The organism is Paraburkholderia dipogonis, from assembly GCF_046027395.1.
GTDB classification, from domain to species: Bacteria; Pseudomonadota; Gammaproteobacteria; order Burkholderiales; family Burkholderiaceae; genus Paraburkholderia; species Paraburkholderia dipogonis_A.
The window spans coordinates 423461-444612 of the sequence record NZ_JAQQEG010000001.1; the positions used below are offsets into that span (position 1 = coordinate 423461).

The window sequence follows — 21152 nt, forward strand, 5'->3', positions numbered from 1 at the left end:
CCTTTCGATGTCGTCAGGGATGCCCGACGCTCAAACGCACGGATGTGCGTGCGCTGTTTTGATTCTACTATAAATGTTCGATCGATAAATTATGGTGAAAATCGAGCCAACTTTTTCAGCTAGCACGACGAGCGCCGACGAGGCTTTCGCTCTTGCGCTGTCGCGTCATGGCGATTGGACAAAGCATATCGAGACCGTCGCTAAATGTCCTGATGGAGGCCTGAAGAAAGCTTAAATCCGTTGGTCTTGCGCCGCCGGGCTACTCTGCGGCGTGGCCCGAAACGGCACTGGATCGCATGACCTCGACTCATTGGCCGTTTAAGAAAAATTCAGCGACATGCAATGTATTTGCTGTCGTGAGGCGGTAGCATCGGGTGGTTTGGTTTCAACCCGTTGCAGATGGCATCAAGGCGCGGGTGCCCGTCGTAGCAGTAGCGTCAACGCAATGCCGCACATTGCGCAAGCCGCCGCGAGCCGGTAATTGTCCGCGAGTGAAAGGGTTGTTGCCTGAACGCGAACGGCTCGATCCAGCAGGGCGATCGCCCCGGCCGGCACGTCAGCGGTATTGCCGTTCAACGTCACGCCGAATAGCGAGCTGTGTGCGGTCAACCGTTCCAGGGTCTCGCTGCTGAACAGATTGACATGCAGGCCGAGCAGGTTCGAGTGGATCTGCTCCATGACGCGCTGGGTCACTGCAATGGACGTCGTGCCCAGTTGGCCGCTGAAGAGGCGGGTGGTTTGCACAACCGCACCGAACGTCAGCGCGTGTTCGGCAGTGACGTGTTTGGCAAAGAAGTAGATGATCGAAGTGAGTGCCATTGTCTGACCGAGCGCCTGCAGCAGTTGCGACGGAATGAAGTTGCCTTCTGCCCAGTCGGGTGTGAGTTGCGTGCCGAGACCGAAGGCGAGGGCGACCGTGGCAAAGCCAATCGCGATGACGCGGCGTGCGTCGAAGTGGAGAAGCATGAACGCCACGCACGGAGCGAACAGGATTTGCGGAACGGCCACCCAGCGAAGCGTATTGCCGACCTCGAGCGGCCGCAATCCGTGCACGCTGGCAAGAAAAATGGATGGAATGAAGCTTGTGTTCAGGACCGTGAAGCGGATCAATCCGACCAGCACCACCAGGAGCGCGACGTTAGGCTTCAGCAGGTATGAAAGTGCAATGCCGGGCGCTTCCGTCACCAGTTCAAGTAGCACGAAGGCCGCCAGCAATACGGCACCGACGTAGAACATGCCCGTGATGAACAGCGATTGAAACCAGAACAGACGTTCACCCTGATCCAGCGCGACGAACAGGCAAACGAAGCCGCTCGCGCCGAGCAGCATGCCGGCATGGTCGCTGCGCGCGGGAGTTTGCCGGATTGCTTCGTTCGGCACCGACATGAGCAGGCAGAGGATGAAGGGGATGGTAAGCGCGGCATTTTGCCAGAACAACCAGTGCCAACTGAGATGTTCGCTATACCATCCTTCGAGCGTGGCGGAGATGTTCAGCGACATTTCCAGGTTCATCGCGTATGCCGCAATGCCAAAAGGAATAAGCTTGGGTGGAAGGCTGCGGACAATGAAGCCGACGGTAACCGGCACGAATACGCCGGAAGCGAGGCCCGCAAGCGCCTGGAAAAAGATGAAGCACGCAAAGTTAGTACTGAGGGGCAGAAGCGTTTCGGCGGCCATGAAGACGACCGCGCCGGCCAGCAATACCCGCCTGGTTCCAAGGACGAAGGCGGCCCACACCGCAATAGGCCCAATGAACATTTGCGAAGCGGTAAAGGCTGTATTGATCCACGCACCTTCATCGAATCCGACGCCGAGCGCACCGCGGATATCGGCGAGTCCAAGCGATGTGATGCGGGATGTCAGCGTCGAAATCATCGCGCCGAGCAGCACGGCGACGATCGCAGGGAAAGGGCGAGCAGTTGGAGATGGCGGAGATGCGCTCGCGGCGGTCGAAGCCGGGGTGTTTGAAGTGCCCGGGATGATAGTGGAATTCATCGATTACGCCGCGGGTGGATGTCGGTAGGAATCCATATCATACAGAAGGAATAAGAAATCTGGACGCTGGGCACGAGCGGTACAAAATGAAGCCGGCGAATTCGCGATAGGATCTCGGTACAGACCGGATGAGGCCGACGGCGGAGCGCTGGCCACGCAGTAAGCGCTAAAGCGCTAACTGAGGTCGACAGCGTTGCATGGGACCGGAGCAAGCGCTAAAGCGCTAACTCCGGTCGACAGCTTTGCATGGGACCGCAGCAAGCGCTAAAGCGCTAACTCCGGTCGACAGCTTTGCATGGGACCGGAGTAAGCGCTAAAGCGCTAACTCCGGTCGACACAGGAGACAGCATGGACCTATTCACGTCGATGGAAGCGTTCGTCCGCGCCGCGGAAGCGCAGAGCTTCGCCGGCGCGGCGCGCCAGCTAGGCGTCGCCAAATCGGTGGTGACCTCGCGCGTCAAGCAGCTCGAAGACCATTTCGGCGTGCCGCTCTTTCATCGTTCGACCCGGGCGGTGCGCCTGTCCGAACTCGGCGAGACCTACTACCGCGAGTGCGCCGAACTGGTCACCAGGGTCCAGGATCTGTCCGGCCGCTCGCGCGGCGACCCGCAGGCGCTCGCTGGCACGCTCAATATCCACGTCCTGCCGGGCTTCGCGCTCGGCCATTTTTCGCAGACGCTGATCGAATTCCGCGCCGCGTACCCACGCGTGGAGTTCGTCGTGACCGTCAACGACCGGGTCATCGATCCGGTTCAGGAAGGCTTCGATCTGGCGCTGCAAATCTATCCGCCGGCGTCGAACCTGCTGGTCGAGCGGCGTCTCTTCCCGGTGCGCGGCGTGCTCTGTGCGGCGCCGGGCTATCTGAAGGAAGAACCGCTGATCGAGACACCGCTCGATCTGCTGCGGCACGATTTCGCCCGCTATTCGTACTACCCTTGGGGCGACAAGTGGCCGCTGATGCGCGGCAACGAGTGCTTCGAAATCGCGCTGAATCCGGTGCTCAAAACCAATAGCGTGCATCTGCTGCTCGAATTCGCGCGGGCCGGCGCGGGCGTCGTCTATCTGCCGACCATGGTCGCCGCCGCCGATCTGCTCGAACGCCGGCTGGAGCGCGTGCTGCCGGAGTACGCGGCGCCGCCGCTGTGGCTGTCGGCGGTGTATCCAGCCTCGCACCGCTCGACCACCAAGGTCAAGGCCTTCGTTGACTTCCTGCGCGCGCGCTATCTGCGCGAACCGCAGTGGGACAGGGCGCTCGGCATTGCGCCGCCGGACGACGAAACGAAAAGCGTCGGCGAGGAACTGTCCGACAGCTGACGCTCGCTCGAGGCCGATGAGGGTTCGCCACCAGGTAGTTTCCCTGGCGCGATTTTGGAGCACCCAGGGTTCGCGTTTCCCGACCCTCAGAACATTGCTGTAGCGCCTGTCGCCGCTTAATCTTCGATGCAAGCAACGCATTCGTGGATCAACTGGAGGCAGACATGCAACAAACCTGGTTCGGCAGCCTGGACAACTTTCGGAAAGGCTCCATCGAAATCATCAAGGGCAAACCGGAGCACTACGCGATGTCGAACGTGTTCGACGTGGCGAGCCGTGCTGAGCCCTATGAGAAAGTCGTCGTCGGCAAGAATCTCAAGTACGTGATCGAGACGCTGCGCGCGGAAGGTTCGTCGCCGTGGTTTGCTGCGTCGCACGATGAGTTCGCGGTCGTGCTCGACGGCGAGATCGACATCTATTTCATCAAGCCGTCGGACGGCCCGCTGGTCGACGCGCAGACCGAAGGCAGCGTGCGCCTCGAAGGCCAGCCGTCAGGCCAGTCGATGGGCCATGTGCGGCTGCGCCGCGGTCATCAGGCACTGCTGCCCGCCGGCGCCGCCTATCGCTTCGAAGCGAAGACAAAAGGCGTGCTGCTCGTGCAGACGATCCTCGGACGCTATTCGGTCGAGAAGTGGGCCGACATCTGCATCCACTGAATCCCTCTACACGATCGATCTTCCGGAGCCCATCATGGACAAACTCAGCACCCTGCAAAACGTCACCGCGAGCGAGGCCGACGCGGTCACCGGTTATCGCACGTTCTGCCTCGGCGACTTCGAATTCAGCCGCGACGCTTATTTCGCTACCGTCAGATGGCCGGCCAAAGGCCAGATCCGCTCGCACCAGATGCATGCCGACGACTTCCTGCGCGCGATGATGCGCGACGTGGCGTGGGGCTTCTTCTACGGCTGGGTCAACTTCGACGAAGTGATCGGCACGCGCAATCACTACGGCAAGGTCGACATGTACGCCGGTGCGTATAACGCGAGCTTCAAGGACGCCGGCGTCGATCATATCCAGCAGTTCGACACGCCGCTCATCATGGCGACCTTCAAGGCGATCCTGAAGGACTGGGTCAACGAAGGCTTCGACCCATTCGCCGCGCCGGAAGAAACCGGCTCCGCGTTCGGCACGAAACACGGCGACAACATCGCCGCGATCGAGCGCACGCGGATTGCCACCAAGCGCATGCCGGGCCTCGAAGGCGACTCGCCGTTACGCGACGATCTGCCCGTCAATCGCCAGTTTGCCGACGTCGGTCAGGACGAACCCGAGATTCACGCGGAGCCGGGCTTCGAAGGCGCGCTGCATGCGTTCAGTCTTTTCAAATACCTGTCGCGCTCGGACGTGACGTGGAATCCATCGGTCACGTCGGTGTGCCAGCAGAGCCTGTTCTGCCCGACCACCGAGGAATTCGTGCTGCCGGTGTTTCATGGCAACGACCGCGTCGAGTGGTTCCTGCAACTGTCCGACCAGATCATCTGGGACGTCGCCGACAAGGACAGCGGCGAGCCGCGCGCACGCATCACCATGAACGCGGGTGATATCGCCGCGATGCCGGCTGATATCCGTCACAAGGGCTACTCGCAGAAGCGTTCAATGCTGCTGGTGTGGGAGAACGCGACGCCCGATCTGCCCAAGCGCTACGAAAGCGGTGAACTGCCGCCGTATCCGATCCAGATGTAACTCATCGGCATTCCCCCCGATCGTCGATCGAACGGCGCCAGACCGCTGGCGCCGCGGGGAAAGTCGCGTCCAGGTTTTATTTGCACAGGACTGACATGCAAACGCAACTCTTCATCGGCGGCCGCTTCGTGCCGGCTGCAAACGGCGAAACGCTCGCCTCCCTCAATCCGCACGACAACTCGGTAATCGCCGATGTCGCGATGGCGGGCCCGGCCGATGTCGATCGCGCCGTCGCGGCGGCAAAGGCGGCGTTTCCGAAGTGGAGCAATCTCGCCGCGATGGAGCGCGGGCGCCTGCTCCTGAAGCTGGCCGACGCGATCGAAGCGAATGCCGACCAGCTCGCACGCCTCGAATCGCTCGATACTGGCCACCCGATCCGCGATACACGCAATCTCGACGTGCCACGCACCGCGGCCACGTTCCGCTATTTCGGCGGCATGGCCGACAAGTTCGAAGGCTCGGTGATTCCGGTCGAGCAGGGCTTTCTGAACTACCTGACACGCGAGCCGGTCGGCATTGTCGGGCAGGTGGTGCCGTGGAATTTCCCGCTCATGTTCACGAGCTGGAAGATGGCGCCGGCGCTCGCCGCGGGCAACTGCGTGATCATGAAGCCCGCCGAACTCACGCCGCTGTCGAGTCTCGCGATTGCGGAGCTGATGGCCGAAGTGGGTTTCCCTGAAGGCGTGGTCAACATTCTGCCGGGTTTGGGTCACGTGACGGGTCAGTACATCGCCGAACATCCGGAGATCAGCAAGGTCGCCTTCACCGGCTCGACCGCGGTGGGTCGCAAGGTCGTGCAGGCGTCGAGCGGCAATCTGAAGAAGGTGCAACTCGAACTCGGCGGCAAGGGCGCGAACATCGTATTCGGCGACGCGAATATCGATGCGGTCGTGCAAGGCTCGGCGTTCGCGATCTTCCACAACCAGGGGCAGGCCTGCATCGCCGGTTCGCGGATGATCGTGCATGAGTCGATCGCCGATGAAGTGCTCGAAAAGTTCGCCGCGTTGAGCCGCACGATCAAAATCGGCGATCCGCTCGATCCGTCGACCGAGATGGGACCGCTCACTTCGCGTCAGCACCGCGACCGCGTGCTCTCATTCGTCGATATCGCCCGTGAACAGGGTGGCCGCGTGCTGGCGGGCGGCAAAGCGCCGGACAATGCCGCGCTGGCCAACGGCTGCTATGTCGAGCCGACTATCGTCGAAGCGAAGCCGGAGCATCGGGTCTCGCAGGAAGAGGTGTTCGGGCCGTTCATGACGGTCACGACATTCCGCACCGACGAAGAAGCGCTCGCCATCGCGAACGGCACCGAATACGGTCTCGGCGCGGGTCTCTGGACACGCGATCTGCAACGCGCGCACCTTGTAGCGCGCGAGATTCGTGCCGGCATGGTGTGGATCAACTGCTACAAGCGCGTGAGCCCCGCGTCGCCATTCGGCGGCGTCGGCGCAAGCGGCTACGGCCGCGAAATGGGTTTTGAAGCGATGCGCGAATACACGCAGCCCAAGTCGGTCTGGGTCAACGTGGATGCGCAGATTCCGCCTTACTACCCGCGCTGAACCGCCATGGAACCGTTCATCTATAACGGCCTGCCGTCACGCGTGATCTTCGGCGCGGGCAGTCTCGACCAGCTCGATCGCGAGATCGGCCTGCTCGGCGCCACGCGGGCGATCGTGCTGTCCACGCCACAACAGCGCGCGCAGGCCGAAGCGCTCGCGGCAAGTCTCGGCTCGCGGGCGGCAGGCGTCTACGCCGAAGCCGTGATGCACGTGCCGGTCGAAACCGCGCGCGCGGCACGGGACTTCGCCGCAAGCGTCGGCGCCGATTGCGCGATCGCTATAGGCGGCGGTTCCACGACGGGACTCGGCAAGGCGATCGCGCTCGAAACCTCGCTGCCGATCATCGCAATTCCGACCACGTATGCAGGCTCCGAGATGACGCCGATTTACGGCCTCACCGAGGGCGGCGTCAAAAAGACCGGCCGCGATCTGCGTGTGCTGCCGAAGACGGTGATCTACGACCCGGCATTGACGACCTCGCTGCCGCCCACGTTGTCGCTGACGAGCGGGATCAACGCCATCGCCCACGCGGCGGAAGGGCTCTACGCACAGGACGCGAATCCGATCATCAGCCTGATGGCGGAAGAGGGCATCCGCGCGCTCGGCCAGGGGCTGCCTCGCGTGATGCAACAACCAGGCGATCTCGCGGCGCGCGGCGATTGCCTGTACGGCGCCTGGCTATGCGGCGCGGTGCTCGGCAGTGTCGGCATGGCCTTGCATCACAAGCTGTGCCATACGCTCGGCGGCACCTTCAATCTGCCGCACGCTGAGACGCACACCATCGTATTGCCGCATGTGCTCGCCTATAACCGTGCAGCCGCCCCCGAAGCGATGAAGCGTATCGCGCACGCATTGCACGCCGACGACGCCGCGCAAGCCGTGTTCGATCTCGCACACGACCACGGCGCGCCTACTGCGCTGAAAGACATCGGACTGACATCAGCCGATCTCGATGTCGCACTCGATCTCGCGTTTAAGAACCCGTACTGGAATCCGCGGCCGGTCGAACGAATACCGCTGCGTGCTTTGCTCGAAGCCGCCTTCGACGGGCGGCGCCCGGACTAGTGCGCCCACTTCATTCATACAAAAAAATTCAGGAGACAACCATGGACTCACATACCTTCGATGCGAGACGCCGCCGCTTTGTCAGCCTCGCGGCAGGCGGCGCGCTTGCCGCCACGACTTCGGCGTTCTCGCCGCTCGTCTTCTCGGCCGGCCCGCGTACGCTGAAAATCGGCTACGTATCGCCGCAAACCGGGCCGCTCGCGCCGTTCGGCGAAGCGGATCGCTTCACGATCCAGCAGATGCAGACGGCGCTGAAAAACGGCATCGTGATCGGCGGCAAATCGTATCCGGTGTCGATTGCCGTCAAGGACAGCCAGTCGAATCCGAACCGCGCCGGCGAAGTCGCCAACGACCTGATCCTCAAGGACAAGGTCGACATCATGCTGGTGTCCGGCACGCCGGAGACGGCCAATCCGGTGAGCGACGCGTGCGAGTTGAACGAGATGCCGTGCGTCTCGACGGTGGTGCCGTGGCAGCCGTGGTTCTTCGGCAGAAAGGGCGATCCGAAGAAGGGCTTTCGCTTCACGTATCACTTCTTCTGGGGACTGGAAGATGTGATCACCGTCTACACCGGCATGTGGCAATCGGTGCAGACCAATCACAGCGTAGGCGGCCTCTTTCCCAACGATGGCGACGGCAACGCCTGGGGCGACGCGAAGCTCGGCTTTCCACCCGTACTCGCGCAGAAGGGCTTCACGCTGAAGGACCCGGGCCGCTTCCAGAGCATGACCCAGGACTTCTCCGCGCAGATTTCGTCGTTCAAGCAGTCGAATGCGCAGATCGTCACCGGCGTCGTGATTCCGCCTGACGCCAAGAACTTTCTCGTTCAGGCGCGTCAACAAGGTCTGAAGCCCAAGGTCATTTCAATCGGCAAGGCGCTGCTGTTTCCGACCTCGATCGAAGCGCTCGGCGATCTCGGCGACGGACTCTCCACCGAGGTGTGGTGGTCGCCTTCGCATCCGTTCAAATCGTCGTTGACAGGGCAAAGCGCGCGGCAAGTCGCCGACGACTACGAGCGCGTCACCTCGAAGCAATGGACCCAACCGATCGGCTTCGCTCACGCGCTATTCGAAATCGCCGTCGATTCGTTAAAGCGCGCGAAAGACGTCGACTCGAACGAAGCGATCCGCGACGCGGTGGCCTCGACGAAGCTCGATACGCTGGTCGGCCATGTCGCGTGGGGCAGCGGCCCGGTGAAAAACGTCGCCAAGACGCCACTTGTCGGCGGCCAATGGGTGAAAGGTCAGAAGCATCCTTTCGATCTCGCAATCGTCAACAACCAGCTCGCGCCGAGCGTGCCGCTATCCGGCCCGCTGAAGCTGATCGTCTGAAATCAACGCGGAGAGCAGTGATGAACCCAGTGCTCAGACTCACCGGCGTGTCGAAGCGTTACGGCGCGCTACAGGTAACCGACGACATCAGCTTCGCGGTCGAACGCGGCGAAACCTACGGCATTCTCGGCCCAAATGGCGCCGGCAAGACCACGCTGTTCAACCTCGTCAGCGGCGACGTGCGGCCCGATCAGGGCAGCGTCGAATTCGACGGCGCGGATGTGAATCACTTGCCGCCGCATCGACGTTGCGCGGCGGGGATCGGCCGCTCGTATCAGGTGCCGCGGCCATTCGGCGGGATGACGGTGTTCGAGAACCTCCTGGTCGGCGCCACGTTCGGCGGCGAACTGACTGGCCACGCCGCCTACGACGTCTGCGTCGACGTGCTCGAACGCACCGGCCTCAAAGCCCGTGCCAACCAGTTGGCCGGCACGCTGGGACTGCTCGACCGCAAGCGGCTCGAACTGGCTCGCGCGCTCGCCACGCAGCCGCAATTGCTGCTGCTCGACGAGATCGCCGGCGGCCTCACCGAACCCGAAACGCACGCGCTCGTCGACGAGATTCGCCGCGTCAAGGAGCGTGGCGTGACGATCGTGTGGATCGAACATGTCGTGCATGCGCTGCTCGCGGTGGCCGACCGTCTGCTGGTCATCAACTTCGGCAAGCGGCTCGCGGAGGGCCTGCCCGCCGCCGTGATGGACGACCCCGAAGTGCGGCGCGTGTATCTCGGACTGGAGGCTTGAGCATGTCGGCACTATTGGAGACTCGCGCGCTGAGCGCGTTTTACGGCGACTTCCAGGCGCTATTCGGCATCGACGTGACGGTGGCGCCGGGCGAAGTGATCGCGCTGATCGGATCGAACGGCGCGGGTAAATCGACCTTTCTGAAATCGGTGGCGGGGCTGCTGCGCCCGCGCAATGCCGATCAGATCCTGTATCGCGGCGAGCCGATCGGCGCTGCTGCGGCGGCGAGCATCGTCGGCATGGGCATTGCGCTGGTGCCGGAAGGGCGGCGTCTCTTCGCAAGTTTGACCGTCGAAGAGAACCTGTTGCTCGGCGCGTTCAGCAAAAGGCCGGGGCGCTGGAATCTGCAAAGCGTCTATGCGCTCTTCCCGGCATTGCAGGAGCGCCGTCATCACGCGGCCACGGCGTTATCTGGCGGTCAGCAACAGATGGTGGCGATCGGCCGCGCGTTGATGAGCAACCCCGATCTGCTGATGTGCGACGAACTCTCGCTCGGCCTCGCGCCGGTCATCGTGCGCGAAATCTACGCGGCTTTGCCTGAGATCGTCTCGCATGGCATGAGCGCGATCGTCGTCGAGCAGGACGTGCAACTGGCGCGCCGCGTGTCGTCGCGTTTCTATTGCCTGCAGGAAGGGCGCGTGTCGTTGACAGGCGTGTCCGCCGAAGTGTCGGACGAGGCGATCACGCAGGCGTATTTTGGAGTGGCCGCATGAACACGTTCATCCAAATCGTCGTACAGGGCGTGCTGTTGGGCGCGCTTTACGGGCTCTTCGCGATGGGTCAGTCACTGGTGTTCGGCGTGATGCGGCTCACCAATACCGCGCATGGCGACTTCATTGTGCTGCTGGTGTTCGTGCTGTTCGCCTTGACGAGCTTCGCTCATTTGCCGCTCGCCGTCGCGCTCGTGCTGTTGCTCGTGATCGCGTTCGGCGCGGGGTATGCCGTGCAGTTCGCGCTTCTGAACCGCGTCAGCAGCCGCGATCCGCTGCCGTCGCTGATCGTCACGTTCGGCTTGTCGATCGTGATCCAGAACGTGTTGCAGCAGATGTTCTCCGCGGACCCGCGTTCCATCGCCACCGGCAGTTTCGAATCGCAGAGCATCACGCTCGCGGGCGGCATCACGCTCGGCTATCTGCCGCTCGTCACGCTGGTGGCAACCGTGGCGCTCGCCTTCGCGATGCAGTGGCTGTTCGGCCGCACGCCGCTCGGCCGCGCGTTTCGCGCCACCTCGGACGATCGCGAGATCGTGCAACTGATGGGTGTCTCGTACCGGCGCACCTATGCGCTGGCGATGGGTATCGCCTTCGTGCTGATCGCGGTGGCCGCGGCGCTCTATTCGATGCGCACGGCGGTGTCGCCGACCGATGGCCCGGCGCTGCTGCTGTATGCGTTCGAGGCGGTGATCATCGGCGGAATGGGGTCGTTCTGGGGCACCTTCGTCGGCGGCATGGCGCTCGGCATTGCGCAGCAGGTGGGCTTTTACTTCGACCCTGGCTGGGGCATCTGGCTTGGCCACGTGGTGTTTCTCGGCGTGCTGGTGGCACGGCCGCAGGGCTTGCTGCCCAAAACCGCATAGAGGCTTCGACATGACCATGCAATTGAACCAGCCCGCAGCGGGCTTCGAAGTGCGGCGCGCGACCCGTGCAAGCCGCGTGGCGGTGATCGTGCTGCTGATCGTCGCGCTGGCGGTGGCGAGCGCGCCGTGGTGGGCCGGACGCGATGCCATGCGCGACTTCGTGCAACTGGCGTCCTACCTGGTATTCGCGTTGATGTGGAACCTGCTGGCCGGTTATGGCGGGATGGTGTCGATCGGCCAGCAGGCATTCTTCGGCATCGGCGGCTATGGGATGCTGATTCTCGCCAACTATTGCGGCATCTCGCCGTTCATCGCGGTGCCGATTGCTGCCGTGATTGCGACGGTGGTGGCGATTCCTGTGTCGATGGTGGCGTTCCGGCTCGAAGGCGGCTACTTCGCGATCGGCACCTGGGTGATCGCCGAAGTTTTCCGGCTGACGGTGGCGAACGTCTCGGTGCTCGGCGGCGGTTCCGGGACGAGTCTCACCGCATTGCAGGACGTGCCGCGTGCGCTGCGCGAGTCGCTGACGCTGTGGCTGGCGCTGGCCATCGTCGCGGCGGCGATCGGACTGCTGTATCTGTTTTTGCGCTCGAAAGCCGGTCTCGCGTTGACCGCGATGCGCGACAACGCGGTGGCGGCGAGCAGCCAGGGTGTCGACGTGAAGCGCGCGCGCCTGATCGTCTATCTGGTGTCGGCGTGCGGCACCGCGCTGGCGGGCGGCCTGTACTTCGTCGGCAACCTGCGCATTTCGCCCGACGCCGCGTTCTCGGTGAACTGGAGCGCGTTCGGCATTTTCATCGTGATGATCGGCGGCCTCGGCACGCTCGAAGGGCCGATTGTCGGCGCGCTGATTTTCTTCCTGTTGAATCAGTTCCTGTCCGATTTCGGCACCTGGTATCTGATCGGCCTCGGCGCGCTGGCGATCGTCGTGACGATGTTCTTTCCGCAGGGACTGTGGGGCTTCGTGTCGCACCGCTACGGCCTGCAATTGTTTCCCGTGGGCCGGCGCGTCGTGTTTCGCGACGCCGGTCCGTCTCAACAACGCTCGCCGGACGGCGCGACCGATTCGCTCGACGCGGACTCGGCGGCCCACCGCGCATGAGGCCAACCATGAACGATAAAACCATCCACCAGCTAACTCAGAACGTGCTCGATACGTTTGCCGATTGCACCGATCCACGCCTCAAGCGGATCATGACCGCGCTGGTCACACACCTGCATGCATTCGCCAGCGAAGTCGAACTGACCGGCGACGAATGGCGCCGTGGCATCGAATTCCTGACGGCCACCGGCAAGATGTGTAACGGCATCCGCCAGGAATTCATTCTGCTCTCGGACACGCTCGGCCTGTCGATCATGATCGATGCCATCAATCACGGGCGCGGCGGCGTCACCACCGAAAGCAGCCTGCTCGGTCCGTTCTATCGCGAAGGCGCGAAGGAAGAAGAATTCGGCGCCAACATCGCCCGCACGGAAGGCGAGCCGACGCTGATTCATGGCCGCCTCGTCGACGAGCGCGGCGCGCCGGTGGCCGGTGCCTTGATCGAGGTGTGGGAAACGGCGAACAACGGCATGTATGAAGGCCAGGATCCCGATCAGCCCGAGAGCAACCTGCGTGGCAAATTCCGCTCGGGGCCGAACGGCGAATACGCATTCAGGACCATCAAACCGACCAGCTATCCCATCCCGACTGACGGCCCGGTCGGACAGATGCTGATGGCGACCGGCCGTCATCCGATGCGGCCTGCCCATATCCATTTCCTGATCGTTGCGCCGGGCTACGAGACGCTGACAACAGCGCTTTACTCCGAGGGCGATCCCTATGTCCACTCCGATGCAGTGTTCGGCTCGAAGCCGTCGCTCGTGATCGACTACGTGCCGAATCACGACGCGGCCGCCGCCAACGAGTGGGCGCTGCCGAGTCCGTTCTTCGAAGTGCAGCGCGACTTCGTGCTGTCTGCGCGGCACGCATGAGGAGGCGAGGCGATGAACGCGGCGAATCCCGAACCTCACCAAGGCTTTCTCTGCGCGCTCGACGATGTTCCCGATGGCGGCGCGCTTGAAATCTCCGCTGACCAGGCCGGCGCACCAGGCGTCGTGGTTCTGCGTCGCGGCGAAGACGCGTGGGCTTACCGCAACGTGTGCCCGCATTTTTCGATTCCGCTGAATTACGAACCGAACACGTTCTGGGCCTACGACGCCGAACTGCTGATGTGCGCGCATCACAGCGCGATGTTTCGCTTCGAGGACGGTGTGTGCGTCGATGGACCGTGCGAGGGCGCGTCGCTCACGCCGGTCGACATCCGCATCGAACAACGAAAGATATTCAACAACGACTGGAGGAGGCAAACATGAAAGGCAAAAGGCCGAAGCGCCTCGCGATCGCAGGCTGCACGTTCGCATGCATTGCGCCAGCCATTGCCGGCGCGCAAAGCAGTGTCACGCTGCAAGGCGTGATCGATGCGGGCGTCACGTATGTGAATAACCAGCATGGCGGCGCCGCGACGCTGTTCGACAGCGGCGTGCTCTCGCCGGACCTGCTGACGTTCAAAGGCAGCGAAGATCTGGGCGGCGGCAACAAGGCGATTTTCGAACTCACGTCGCAGTTCGATCTGGGCAGCGGCGCGACGATTCCGGGCGCCGGACAGATTTTCAACCGCACGGCGCTGGTCGGGCTCACTAATGACCGCTTCGGCTCGCTTACCTTCGGCAACCAGTACGACTTCATGTTCGAGACGCTGACGCTCGGCCTGTATGACGGCGCGTTCCTGTTCGGCGGCATCTACGATTTTCGCCAGGGGCCGTTTACCGCGCTGGGCGTGCCGAACAATCCGACCGGTTCATTCGATTTCGACCGCATGGCGGGCACGACACGCGTAGGGAACTCGGTCAAGTATCGCAGTCCCGACATCGCGGGGTTCACGTTCGGTGCGCTCTATGGATTCGGTGGCGTGCCCGGCTCGTTCTCGTCGGACTCGACGATGAGCTTCGGCGCGAACTATGCGAGCGGTCCGTTGGGCGTCGGCGCGGCGTATGTCGAGGTGAAGTATCCGCAACTGGGCGACGGTCACGACGGCATTCGTAATTTCGGCTTCGGCGCGCACTACAACTTCGGCAGCGTGCTGGGGATGCTGCTCTACACCAACACGAAAAACACCGCGAGCGGCGCGAAGATCGACGTCTACAAGGGCGGCGCGTCGTGGACGATATCAGGTCCGTGGACACTCGGTCTCGACTACGCGTACATGAAGGGCAACGATGTGCTGCTGAACAACAAGGCGCAACAGGTCACCACCGCGTTGCAGTACAGCTTTTCGAAACGCACCACCGCCTATGTCGAAGCGATCTATCAGCGCGCCAGTGGCGACGCGGCTGTGACGCGGGCATGGATCAACGGTTTGCTGCAACCGGACGGCGCAGCGAGCAACCGGTCGCAGACGCTTGCGCGCGTCGGTTTGCGTACCAGCTTCTGACGACCCAGGCGTGCGCGGCCCAGCCCAAGGAATGTCCGAATTTCGAAAGTGGTTGTCAGGCGTACTTTTCGGGAAACGGTACCATTCTAGAGGGCCCCACTGACGCTGTCGTTACGGCGTCGCTCGTACGGCGTGACAATGGGTATTCCAATCATGCGTAGGCGTTGACATGGCACAGTCTCTGGAAGGGAAGGTCTGCGTGATAATCGGCGGTTCCGGCGGTATCGGCAGTGCGACGGCGAGGCGCCTGGCGGCACTGGGCGCGCGGATCGTCGTGACCAGTCATGGGGATTTGCAGAAGGCGCAAGGGGTTGCCGGCTCGCTGCCGGGGAGCGGCCATCTCGCCGCGGCGGTTTCGATCACCGACAGTAGCGCGCTCAACGATCTGGCCGCGAAAGTGCAAGCCGAATATGGGCGCACGGATGTGCTGGTCAATACGGCCGGCATCACGCAGGCGGTGCCGCACGCGAATCTCGACGCACTCACGGACGAGTTGATCGACCAGATATTTGCCGTGAACTGGCGAGCGCAGTTTGCGGCGATCCGCGCTTTCCGTGCGTTACTCGATGCAAGCGGCGACGGACTGGTGGTCAACGTCTCGTCCATCTCGGGCACCACAGGGCAGCAATATCGCCTATTGTGCCGCCAAAGCGGGGCTCGACGTGATGGCGGCTTCATTGGGCCGCGCGCTGGCGCCGCGCATTCGGGTATTGAACGTTTCTCCGGGAGCGGTCGATACGACTTTCGTGCCCGGGCGCGGCGCCGACTTCAATGAGAAAGTCGCGGCGACGACACCGCTTCGCCGCATCGGCACGCCGGACGATGTGGCTTCCGCAATCGAGGCGTGCGCGACGCATCTGACGTTCAGCACGGGCGTGACCATAGTCGTCGACGGTGGCCGCCGCCTGAATTGAGCCCGCTAGCTGGCGTAGCTCACACGAACATCATGGCACGCGATGCGGCATCGATAACAGAAAGAGGCTGGGCTCGCCGTTGCGCGAGCCGACGCTCAATGGCGCATCGAAAAAATTATCGGACTCAGTGGTAAATCCGTGGGCCTTTTGATCACGGTGCCCTTCAGTTGCCAGCGTACGCTTGAACTGAAGAGGTGCGCTGCCGATCTTCATCGACGGTCATCTGGTCGGCGCGTTGGGCGCCAGCGGCGCGCCGTCGGATGCCGATGAGTCTGAATGATTAACCGGCGTGCACGTTAAGCGTTACCGAGCGTCTGCGGAACTCGCTGGGCGGGACGCCCATATGCTGCGAGAAGAAGCGCGTGAAGTGACTATGCTCTTCGAAGCCGAGTTCCGCGGCGATGTCGGACAGCGGTTTATCGCTCGTGCCGAGCAGCTGGATTGCGTGCGACATACGAACCCAGTCGATGTAGTGTTGCGGAGAAACGCCCATGCAGCGGCGGAACTGCTCGAAGAAGCGCGAACGCGACAATCCGACCTGTGCGGCAACCTCTGCCACCGTTGGATTGGCGAGCGAAGTGTGTTTGATGAAGTTCAGCGCTTTGTGGATCCGGAAGTCGACCGGCCGGCCCGACGGCGTGATGCCGGCGGTCAGGGCCGGGTCTGCGAAGTCACGCCCAAGCGCGGTAATCAGATCTTCGAGAATGCTCATGCAGCCGTCGTCCTGAGCCACCAGATGATTGGTGATCGCAGCGGCCAGGCGTTCGACGTGATGGTGAACGTCGGGCGTCACCACGACGAGCGGTTCCGGAAAGATGTTCGCCGTACCGTGTTCACCGAGCTGCAATCGCGCGCGCAGCCACGGCGCCTCGATAACGAGCGAGAGTATCAACGACGGCTGGTCGTCGCTGCCGCCCTTTGCATGTTCGACCCACGGGTTCAGGCAGATCGCGCGTTCGGCGCTCAGCGTGCGGTCTTGAGCGCCGATGCGGAACACGCAATCGCTTCCGCCGAGTTTGAAGAGGAACTGGTATTGAGAATGCGCGTGAGCCACAAGCGGACGGCTGATGAAATTCACCGTTGCCCGGCCGAAGCTGCCCTGCAGGATCCAGACGGGCTTGTCGCCGTCGGTTGGTACTGTTGTCATGCCACACTTCTCCTCGATGAACCTCGGCTACCGTGCGCAGCAGCGGTCCTTCGACTCAACAAAAAAAGACGCTTAAGTCAGCGGTTCGATTCGATGTCACGGACATCGGGATATTGTTCTCGTAAGCTCTACTTAAACAAATGAGAGGAGATGCGTCAATGAGTAGAAACGTGCTGAGGCCGCCGCCATTCGCAAGTTGGGTCGAGCGGCAGTGAGCGGTCGCAGGGCGTCGCTATGCTCGAACTCGAACTTCACATGGGTTCTATATATCGGCGCGCCTCATCGCTCGACAATACGCCGCGGTCCTTGCGGTTCGCGGCGCTGGCCGCGTACACGTCCTTGCGTGCGTGCGTGATGCCGAGCGGTTCGAAGCCGCTGCCCGGGTTGAATGCCATCTGGTTGATGCGCGCTTCCTCGTCGGCGGAGGGCAGTGACGCAATCTCCAGCACGCCTATCGCAATCGGCGTCCCCGTCCATACGACCGATGCATCGTTGACCGGCGTGCTTTCTTCATCCACGAAGAACTGCACGCAGAGTTGCCATTTGAGCGGGCCGGTTTTTAAGCGGTTCAGCAGGTCTTCGCGCAGATAGTCGTCGCCGTGGCGGTCGCCGTTCGTCCCTTGCACGGTTGTATCTTCGGGCTGAAGCGAGTACTTGATGGCCGCGGCGCCCAGCTTGACGACCGAGCCCCAGAACCGCTCGGTCGTGAGACTCTCGACGGAGTGCAGGGTCGTCTCCTTGGCGACGATCGCGATGATGCGGGCTGTCTCGACGGGCCCCAGTTTGCCGCTCAGCACTTCCATCGACGCCTGCTCCAGTGCCCCAAGCGCGCCTTTGGCGATCTGGGCGACGAGGATATCGGCGAAGTCCATGAATTGCACCGCGTTTCTCGCATGCGAGCGGCCGCCCTCATTGGTCATGAGGAGATCGGTTTCAATGCCTTGCGGGGTGAAGAACTTGATGGCGACACCGCGAACGTCGGCGGCCTGGTCGGAGAAAGGACAGGGCTGCCCGTTAGAAAAGCGGCAGGCGACCCGGTAGCAAAGCGACGGCGCCAGATCGTCCTGTTTCGCAAAGGGGCCATGCTTGAGCGCAGTGGGTATCGTTTCGAAGATCCGCAGCGTGCCGAAGGCGCCGAGCGTTTGCTTCTGATGCTGACCGCGGTCGATGCGGCCGTCCAGATGAGTGTTGCTACTGGCTGCAATCGCCGCCTGCTGCGCCTTGATTTTCTCGACGAGGATGGCGATGACCTTTGCGTCTTCGGGCTGGTCGATCCAGCCTGCGCCGCGTTCTGCTTTGTCGGGGGAGTCGTTGGCCATGCTCGTCCTCCATCAAGGTTCGCCGCGATGGGAATGCGTCCAAGCCCGCGCTGAGGTAGCCATCGTGCCGCTGCCGGAGCGCATGGATCTGAACTACATCGTAGACTACGGCGCAATCGAACGCATGATCGCTTCAGCATCCGGCGCGCGCGATCGCGGTGATCACCATGATCACCGCGATCGCGCGCGCGGCGGTTCACCCGTTCAGTGCATGCCCGACGGGTTCGGCGGCGGCAATGCCGGATCGAGCTTGGCGGACTCTTTAACGAGCTGTTGCGTCATCGCGGCCGCGACGGCGTTCGAGCTGCGATGTGGCTGATCATCGTGCACAAATGGCTCAGGCGGCGGGAGAGCCGGATCGAGCTTGGCGGATTCCTTGACGAGTTCGTCCGTCGCCGCGGAAGAGACTGAACTCGAATCGCGGCGGTGCAGACCGTCACGGCCGTGTCCGGTCTGTTGCACGGCGGCTGCTTTTGAATCGGCGGGGGCAGGGGCCGCGGCCAATGCGGGCGTTTGCGGGGTTTGCGGGGTTTGCGGATGCGGCTGTGCTTCTTGCCGCGGCACTTCTGCGGCGTGCTGGGTCGACGGTTCGGGCGCAGGCGCGATGTGTCCCTCCACAGATTGCATCGGGACGCGAGCGGAGTCGTCCGTGCTTGCGCTGCGCGGCAGCGTGCCGGCTGCGTTGTCGGCGGTCACATGCAGGGTGCCGGTTTGCACCTTATCTGCGGCCAACGCTGGGGAGCCGTCTGTAACGGCGCCGGGCGCGCGCGTCGACGGGTCGCTTTTTGGGGACAGTAGATAAACAGCGAATGCGACCTCTGCAAGCACCAGGCCGACTACCAATGCTTTTCCGATATTCCTCATAATTAGCCAACGGGTGCTCAGAGCGATGCGATCGCACATCATAACCAACCGCCCGCTGGCGGTTTGTAACGAGAGGTATGCGGAAGTAACCGGAATACTCGGCGCGGACCATGCTAGATTTGACTTATCGCGCCATCAACGGAGGTGTTTTCATGGACACGCATTCGATTCTGGGCATGATTCACGCCGAAGAGGCATTACTGGTCTCGATCGTACGGTCGTTGCCTTCGGACGTGCGACGCGCGGTCGCTAACGATTTCCACGAGCAGGCTCAATTCGCTGAGACGTCGCATCTGAATCCCACCACCGATCGTGAGGCGAGCGACGCCTTCAAGGCTCACATCAGACGGCTGTCGAACATGCTTGCTTCGCTATCCTGAGGGAGATGTGGGGCGCTGGCGCCACGCATTCGGTGTTGAACGTAGCCTCGGGCCTTCTGTCGGCGCGAGCAATGCTTGGGTCCTCATGTTTAGTTCTCCAGGATGCTGTCATAGCTGGAATCCGCGCTGACTCACGCGGACAATTTCGCGGCGATGCGTTCGGCCACCATGATGGTGGTGACGTTCGTCGCAGCCGACGGGATGTCGGGAATGATCGATGCGTCGACGACCCGCAGCGCTTCGACGCCGCGTACCTTGCCCCACGCGTCGACCACAGCGGTGGGATCGGAGTCGGCGCCCATCGGCACGGTCGAAGTCGGGTGCAGATATGCGGCGGCATTCGAAACGATGTTCGCCCTGAGCGCTTTGCCATCGTCTACGGTATTGCCCGGCGCCATCTCGTGATCGATCACGTCCAGCAACGGTGCGCTTCGGCCAATCCGGCGGGACAGTTGCACGGCTTCGACCAGGCGGTCGAGATCATTCTGGTCATCGAAAAAGTTGTAGCGAATATCCGGTTCAGCGCGTGGATCGCGGCTCGAGAGTCGCAACCGACCGACTGACTTCGGCAGCGTCACCGCACAGGCCAGAACGATCGCGCCGCCGGTGGGGCTGACCTTTGGGTCGATCAGATGCGTGCCCGAGATGTGCAGATCGAGATCGCCTGGCGCCGCGCTCTGGGAGCGTGTCCACACCAACGCGCCGGCGGCGGGCTTCATCGAATTTGCTTCACGCTTGAGTGCGTAGACGTTGTAGAAAAACGGGTGGTCCTGCAGCCGATTTCCCACGGGCAGATCAGCGACGGTTGCAATGTTGAATTCGGAAAGATGCGCGGCAGGCCGAGCGCTTGCATAACTCTGGTACGCTGATCAAACACCATCCACGACGAAGAAGCTTTCAATCATGAAACGACACAGCGGTGTGTTCACGACGTTGGCATCCTTCCTGGTATCCAGCGCGGTCTTGCCCGCATTCGCGCAACCCAACGACGCGAGCGCCCCGCAAGCCACAACGTCGAGACCAGCAAGCGCCACGATGGCCGCTGTGTTCGCGCCGAGCGGCACGTTGCGCGCGTCGATCAATCTCGGCAATCCCGTGCTGGCGGCGCTCGATCCGGCAACGGGTAAGCCGGTCGGCGTGTCCGTCGATCTCGCCACCGAATTCGCCAAACGGCTCGGCGTGCCGCTGCAACTCGTCGCGGTGAAGTCGGCGGGCGCCGCGGTTGAGAACGTCGAGCAGGACAAGGCCGACATCGGTTTCTTCGCGGTCGATCCGAAGCGCGGACAGGAAATTGCATTCACGAAGCCGTATGTGCTGATAGAAGGTTTTTATCTCGTGCGCGCCGCATCGCCGATCGCCACCAACGAGCAGGTCGATCAACCCGGCGTGACGGTCGCGGTCGGCAAAGGCAGCGCCTACGATCTGTTTCTGACCCGCGAACTACACCACGCGACGCTCGTGCGGATTCCAACTTCTCCTGCTGTTGTGCAAGGCTTTCTCGATCAGCATCTGGACGTGGCCGCTGGCGTCAAGCAGCAGCTCGAAAAGGACGCCGCCAAAACAGGCGGAGTGCGCATACTGGACCAGCGCTTCATGGTGATCCGTCAGGCGATGGGCGTACCTAAAGCGAAAGGCGACGACGCGGCCGCATACCTGTCGACATTCGTCGAGGACATGAAAGCGTCCGGCTTCGTCACGGCGTCGCTGGCGCGGCATCGGATCACCGGCGCGGTGGTGGCGAAAGCCAACGACTAGCACCATACATCAATGGGCCGACGAGGCAGCC

At 62.5% G+C, this 21152-nt stretch carries 22 protein-coding genes and 1 pseudogene; 17 read left to right on the forward strand and 6 right to left on the reverse strand.

Going from position 1 to position 21152, the window contains the following annotated elements:
* Positions 1 to 405: 405 nt before the first annotated feature.
* Positions 406 to 1995: an MFS transporter gene (locus PQR32_RS01910; protein WP_408221884.1), complete on the reverse strand. Its 1590-nt coding sequence runs from the start codon at positions 1993 to 1995 to the stop codon at positions 406 to 408.
* Positions 1996 to 2343: 348 nt separating this feature from the next.
* Here PQR32_RS01910 and PQR32_RS01915 point away from each other — a divergent pair, with 348 nt between their 5' ends.
* The 14 genes and pseudogenes from PQR32_RS01915 to PQR32_RS01980 all read left to right on the forward strand — a co-directional run bounded on the left by PQR32_RS01915 (position 2344) and on the right by PQR32_RS01980 (position 15656).
* Positions 2344 to 3309 carry a LysR family transcriptional regulator gene (locus tag PQR32_RS01915; protein WP_408221885.1) on the forward strand — a complete coding sequence of 322 codons (966 nt, stop codon included), beginning with the start codon at positions 2344 to 2346 and terminating at the stop codon, positions 3307 to 3309.
* Between the two features lie 164 nt (positions 3310 to 3473).
* On the forward strand, positions 3474 to 3965 hold the full coding sequence (locus PQR32_RS01920) for a cupin domain-containing protein (protein ID WP_106301548.1): 492 nt from the start codon (positions 3474 to 3476) through the stop codon (positions 3963 to 3965).
* Between the two features lie 34 nt (positions 3966 to 3999).
* The gene (locus tag PQR32_RS01925; RefSeq protein ID WP_408221886.1) at positions 4000 to 4995 is read left to right on the forward strand and encodes a hydroxyquinol 1,2-dioxygenase; all 996 of its coding nucleotides are present in this window, start codon (positions 4000 to 4002) and stop codon (positions 4993 to 4995) included.
* Between the two features lie 95 nt (positions 4996 to 5090).
* Positions 5091 to 6554 (forward strand): aldehyde dehydrogenase family protein, encoded by a 1464-nt coding sequence (locus PQR32_RS01930; protein ID WP_408221887.1) that lies wholly within the window; start codon positions 5091 to 5093, stop codon positions 6552 to 6554.
* A gap of 6 nt (positions 6555 to 6560) precedes the next feature.
* A complete protein-coding gene (locus tag PQR32_RS01935; RefSeq protein WP_408221888.1) occupies positions 6561 to 7619 on the forward strand; it encodes a maleylacetate reductase in 1059 nt (352 codons plus the stop codon).
* A gap of 41 nt (positions 7620 to 7660) precedes the next feature.
* A complete protein-coding gene (locus PQR32_RS01940; RefSeq protein WP_408221889.1) occupies positions 7661 to 8950 on the forward strand; it encodes an ABC transporter substrate-binding protein in 1290 nt (429 codons plus the stop codon).
* Between the two features lie 20 nt (positions 8951 to 8970).
* Positions 8971 to 9693, forward strand: a complete 723-nt coding sequence (locus PQR32_RS01945; protein WP_408177171.1) for an ABC transporter ATP-binding protein — start codon at positions 8971 to 8973, stop codon at positions 9691 to 9693.
* A gap of 2 nt (positions 9694 to 9695) precedes the next feature.
* On the forward strand, positions 9696 to 10406 hold the full coding sequence (locus PQR32_RS01950; protein ID WP_408221890.1) for an ABC transporter ATP-binding protein: 711 nt from the start codon (positions 9696 to 9698) through the stop codon (positions 10404 to 10406).
* Positions 10403 to 11269, forward strand: coding sequence for a branched-chain amino acid ABC transporter permease (locus tag PQR32_RS01955; protein WP_408221891.1), 867 nt, complete (start codon positions 10403 to 10405; stop codon positions 11267 to 11269). The genes PQR32_RS01950 and PQR32_RS01955 overlap by 4 nt, the downstream gene beginning before the upstream one ends.
* A 16-nt stretch (positions 11270 to 11285) precedes the next feature.
* Positions 11286 to 12371 carry a branched-chain amino acid ABC transporter permease gene (locus PQR32_RS01960; protein ID WP_408221892.1) on the forward strand — a complete coding sequence of 362 codons (1086 nt, stop codon included), beginning with the start codon at positions 11286 to 11288 and terminating at the stop codon, positions 12369 to 12371.
* 8 nt (positions 12372 to 12379) lie between these two features.
* The gene (locus PQR32_RS01965; protein ID WP_408221893.1) at positions 12380 to 13243 is read left to right on the forward strand and encodes an intradiol ring-cleavage dioxygenase; all 864 of its coding nucleotides are present in this window, start codon (positions 12380 to 12382) and stop codon (positions 13241 to 13243) included.
* Between the two features lie 12 nt (positions 13244 to 13255).
* Positions 13256 to 13624 carry a Rieske (2Fe-2S) protein gene (locus PQR32_RS01970; RefSeq protein WP_408221894.1) on the forward strand — a complete coding sequence of 123 codons (369 nt, stop codon included), beginning with the start codon at positions 13256 to 13258 and terminating at the stop codon, positions 13622 to 13624.
* Entirely contained in the window at positions 13621 to 14742 is a 1122-nt protein-coding gene (locus PQR32_RS01975; protein ID WP_408221895.1) for a porin, read from the forward strand. The genes PQR32_RS01970 and PQR32_RS01975 overlap by 4 nt, the downstream gene beginning before the upstream one ends.
* 169 nt (positions 14743 to 14911) lie before the next feature.
* Positions 14912 to 15656: pseudogene (locus PQR32_RS01980) on the forward strand (SDR family NAD(P)-dependent oxidoreductase).
* A 30-nt stretch (positions 15657 to 15686) separates the two neighbouring features.
* Here the strand turns inward: PQR32_RS01980 and PQR32_RS01985 are convergent.
* Positions 15687 to 15869 carry a hypothetical protein gene (locus tag PQR32_RS01985; RefSeq protein WP_408221896.1) on the reverse strand — a complete coding sequence of 61 codons (183 nt, stop codon included), beginning with the start codon at positions 15867 to 15869 and terminating at the stop codon, positions 15687 to 15689.
* Positions 15870 to 15879: 10 nt separating this feature from the next.
* Between PQR32_RS01985 and PQR32_RS01990 the strand changes: the two genes are divergently transcribed.
* Entirely contained in the window at positions 15880 to 15936 is a 57-nt protein-coding gene (locus PQR32_RS01990) for a hypothetical protein (RefSeq protein ID WP_408221960.1), read from the forward strand.
* Here the strand turns inward: PQR32_RS01990 and PQR32_RS01995 are convergent, their stop codons facing one another.
* From PQR32_RS01995 to PQR32_RS02005, 3 genes are all read right to left on the reverse strand, one after another.
* Complete coding sequence (locus PQR32_RS01995) at positions 15937 to 16803, reverse strand: helix-turn-helix domain-containing protein (protein WP_408221897.1); 867 nt, start codon at positions 16801 to 16803, stop codon at positions 15937 to 15939.
* A 251-nt stretch (positions 16804 to 17054) separates the two neighbouring features.
* The gene (locus tag PQR32_RS02000) at positions 17055 to 18122 is read right to left on the reverse strand and encodes a catalase family protein (RefSeq protein WP_408221898.1); all 1068 of its coding nucleotides are present in this window, start codon (positions 18120 to 18122) and stop codon (positions 17055 to 17057) included.
* A 204-nt stretch (positions 18123 to 18326) separates the two neighbouring features.
* On the reverse strand, positions 18327 to 18839 hold the full coding sequence (locus tag PQR32_RS02005) for a hypothetical protein (protein ID WP_408221899.1): 513 nt from the start codon (positions 18837 to 18839) through the stop codon (positions 18327 to 18329).
* A gap of 299 nt (positions 18840 to 19138) precedes the next feature.
* Between PQR32_RS02005 and PQR32_RS02010 the strand changes: the two genes are divergently transcribed.
* The gene (locus PQR32_RS02010) at positions 19139 to 19366 is read left to right on the forward strand and encodes a hypothetical protein (RefSeq protein WP_408221961.1); all 228 of its coding nucleotides are present in this window, start codon (positions 19139 to 19141) and stop codon (positions 19364 to 19366) included.
* 131 nt (positions 19367 to 19497) lie between these two features.
* Here PQR32_RS02010 and PQR32_RS02015 read toward each other — a convergent pair whose 3' ends face one another.
* Positions 19498 to 20154, reverse strand: coding sequence for a GMC oxidoreductase (locus PQR32_RS02015; protein ID WP_408221900.1), 657 nt, complete (start codon positions 20152 to 20154; stop codon positions 19498 to 19500).
* 247 nt (positions 20155 to 20401) lie between these two features.
* Between PQR32_RS02015 and PQR32_RS02020 the strand changes: the two genes are divergently transcribed.
* Entirely contained in the window at positions 20402 to 21121 is a 720-nt protein-coding gene (locus PQR32_RS02020) for an ABC transporter substrate-binding protein (protein ID WP_408221962.1), read from the forward strand.
* Positions 21122 to 21152: the final 31 nt, after the last annotated feature.

Bases quoted from the DNA above. Each gene is read 5' to 3' on its own strand.
- PQR32_RS01930 (WP_408221887.1), top strand. From the start codon at position 5,091: ATGCAAACGCAACTCTTCATCGGCGGCCGCTTCGTGCCGGCTGCAAAC.
- PQR32_RS02000 (WP_408221898.1), bottom strand. From the start codon at position 18,122: ATGGCCAACGACTCCCCCGACAAAGCAGAACGCGGCGCAGGCTGGATC.
- PQR32_RS01970 (WP_408221894.1), top strand. From the start codon at position 13,256: ATGAACGCGGCGAATCCCGAACCTCACCAAGGCTTTCTCTGCGCGCTC.
- PQR32_RS02010 (WP_408221961.1), top strand. From the start codon at position 19,139: ATGGACACGCATTCGATTCTGGGCATGATTCACGCCGAAGAGGCATTA.
- PQR32_RS01915 (WP_408221885.1), top strand. From the start codon at position 2,344: ATGGACCTATTCACGTCGATGGAAGCGTTCGTCCGCGCCGCGGAAGCG.
- PQR32_RS01950 (WP_408221890.1), top strand. From the start codon at position 9,696: ATGTCGGCACTATTGGAGACTCGCGCGCTGAGCGCGTTTTACGGCGAC.
- PQR32_RS02020 (WP_408221962.1), top strand. From the start codon at position 20,402: ATGGCCGCTGTGTTCGCGCCGAGCGGCACGTTGCGCGCGTCGATCAAT.
- PQR32_RS01945 (WP_408177171.1), top strand. From the start codon at position 8,971: ATGAACCCAGTGCTCAGACTCACCGGCGTGTCGAAGCGTTACGGCGCG.
- PQR32_RS01975 (WP_408221895.1), top strand. From the start codon at position 13,621: ATGAAAGGCAAAAGGCCGAAGCGCCTCGCGATCGCAGGCTGCACGTTC.
- PQR32_RS01910 (WP_408221884.1), bottom strand. From the start codon at position 1,995: ATGAATTCCACTATCATCCCGGGCACTTCAAACACCCCGGCTTCGACC.
- PQR32_RS01965 (WP_408221893.1), top strand. From the start codon at position 12,380: ATGAACGATAAAACCATCCACCAGCTAACTCAGAACGTGCTCGATACG.
- PQR32_RS01935 (WP_408221888.1), top strand. From the start codon at position 6,561: ATGGAACCGTTCATCTATAACGGCCTGCCGTCACGCGTGATCTTCGGC.
- PQR32_RS01955 (WP_408221891.1), top strand. From the start codon at position 10,403: ATGAACACGTTCATCCAAATCGTCGTACAGGGCGTGCTGTTGGGCGCG.
- PQR32_RS01920 (WP_106301548.1), top strand. From the start codon at position 3,474: ATGCAACAAACCTGGTTCGGCAGCCTGGACAACTTTCGGAAAGGCTCC.
- PQR32_RS01960 (WP_408221892.1), top strand. From the start codon at position 11,286: ATGCAATTGAACCAGCCCGCAGCGGGCTTCGAAGTGCGGCGCGCGACC.
- PQR32_RS01995 (WP_408221897.1), bottom strand. From the start codon at position 16,803: ATGACAACAGTACCAACCGACGGCGACAAGCCCGTCTGGATCCTGCAG.
- PQR32_RS01940 (WP_408221889.1), top strand. From the start codon at position 7,661: ATGGACTCACATACCTTCGATGCGAGACGCCGCCGCTTTGTCAGCCTC.
- PQR32_RS01985 (WP_408221896.1), bottom strand. From the start codon at position 15,869: ATGAAGATCGGCAGCGCACCTCTTCAGTTCAAGCGTACGCTGGCAACT.
- PQR32_RS01925 (WP_408221886.1), top strand. From the start codon at position 4,000: ATGGACAAACTCAGCACCCTGCAAAACGTCACCGCGAGCGAGGCCGAC.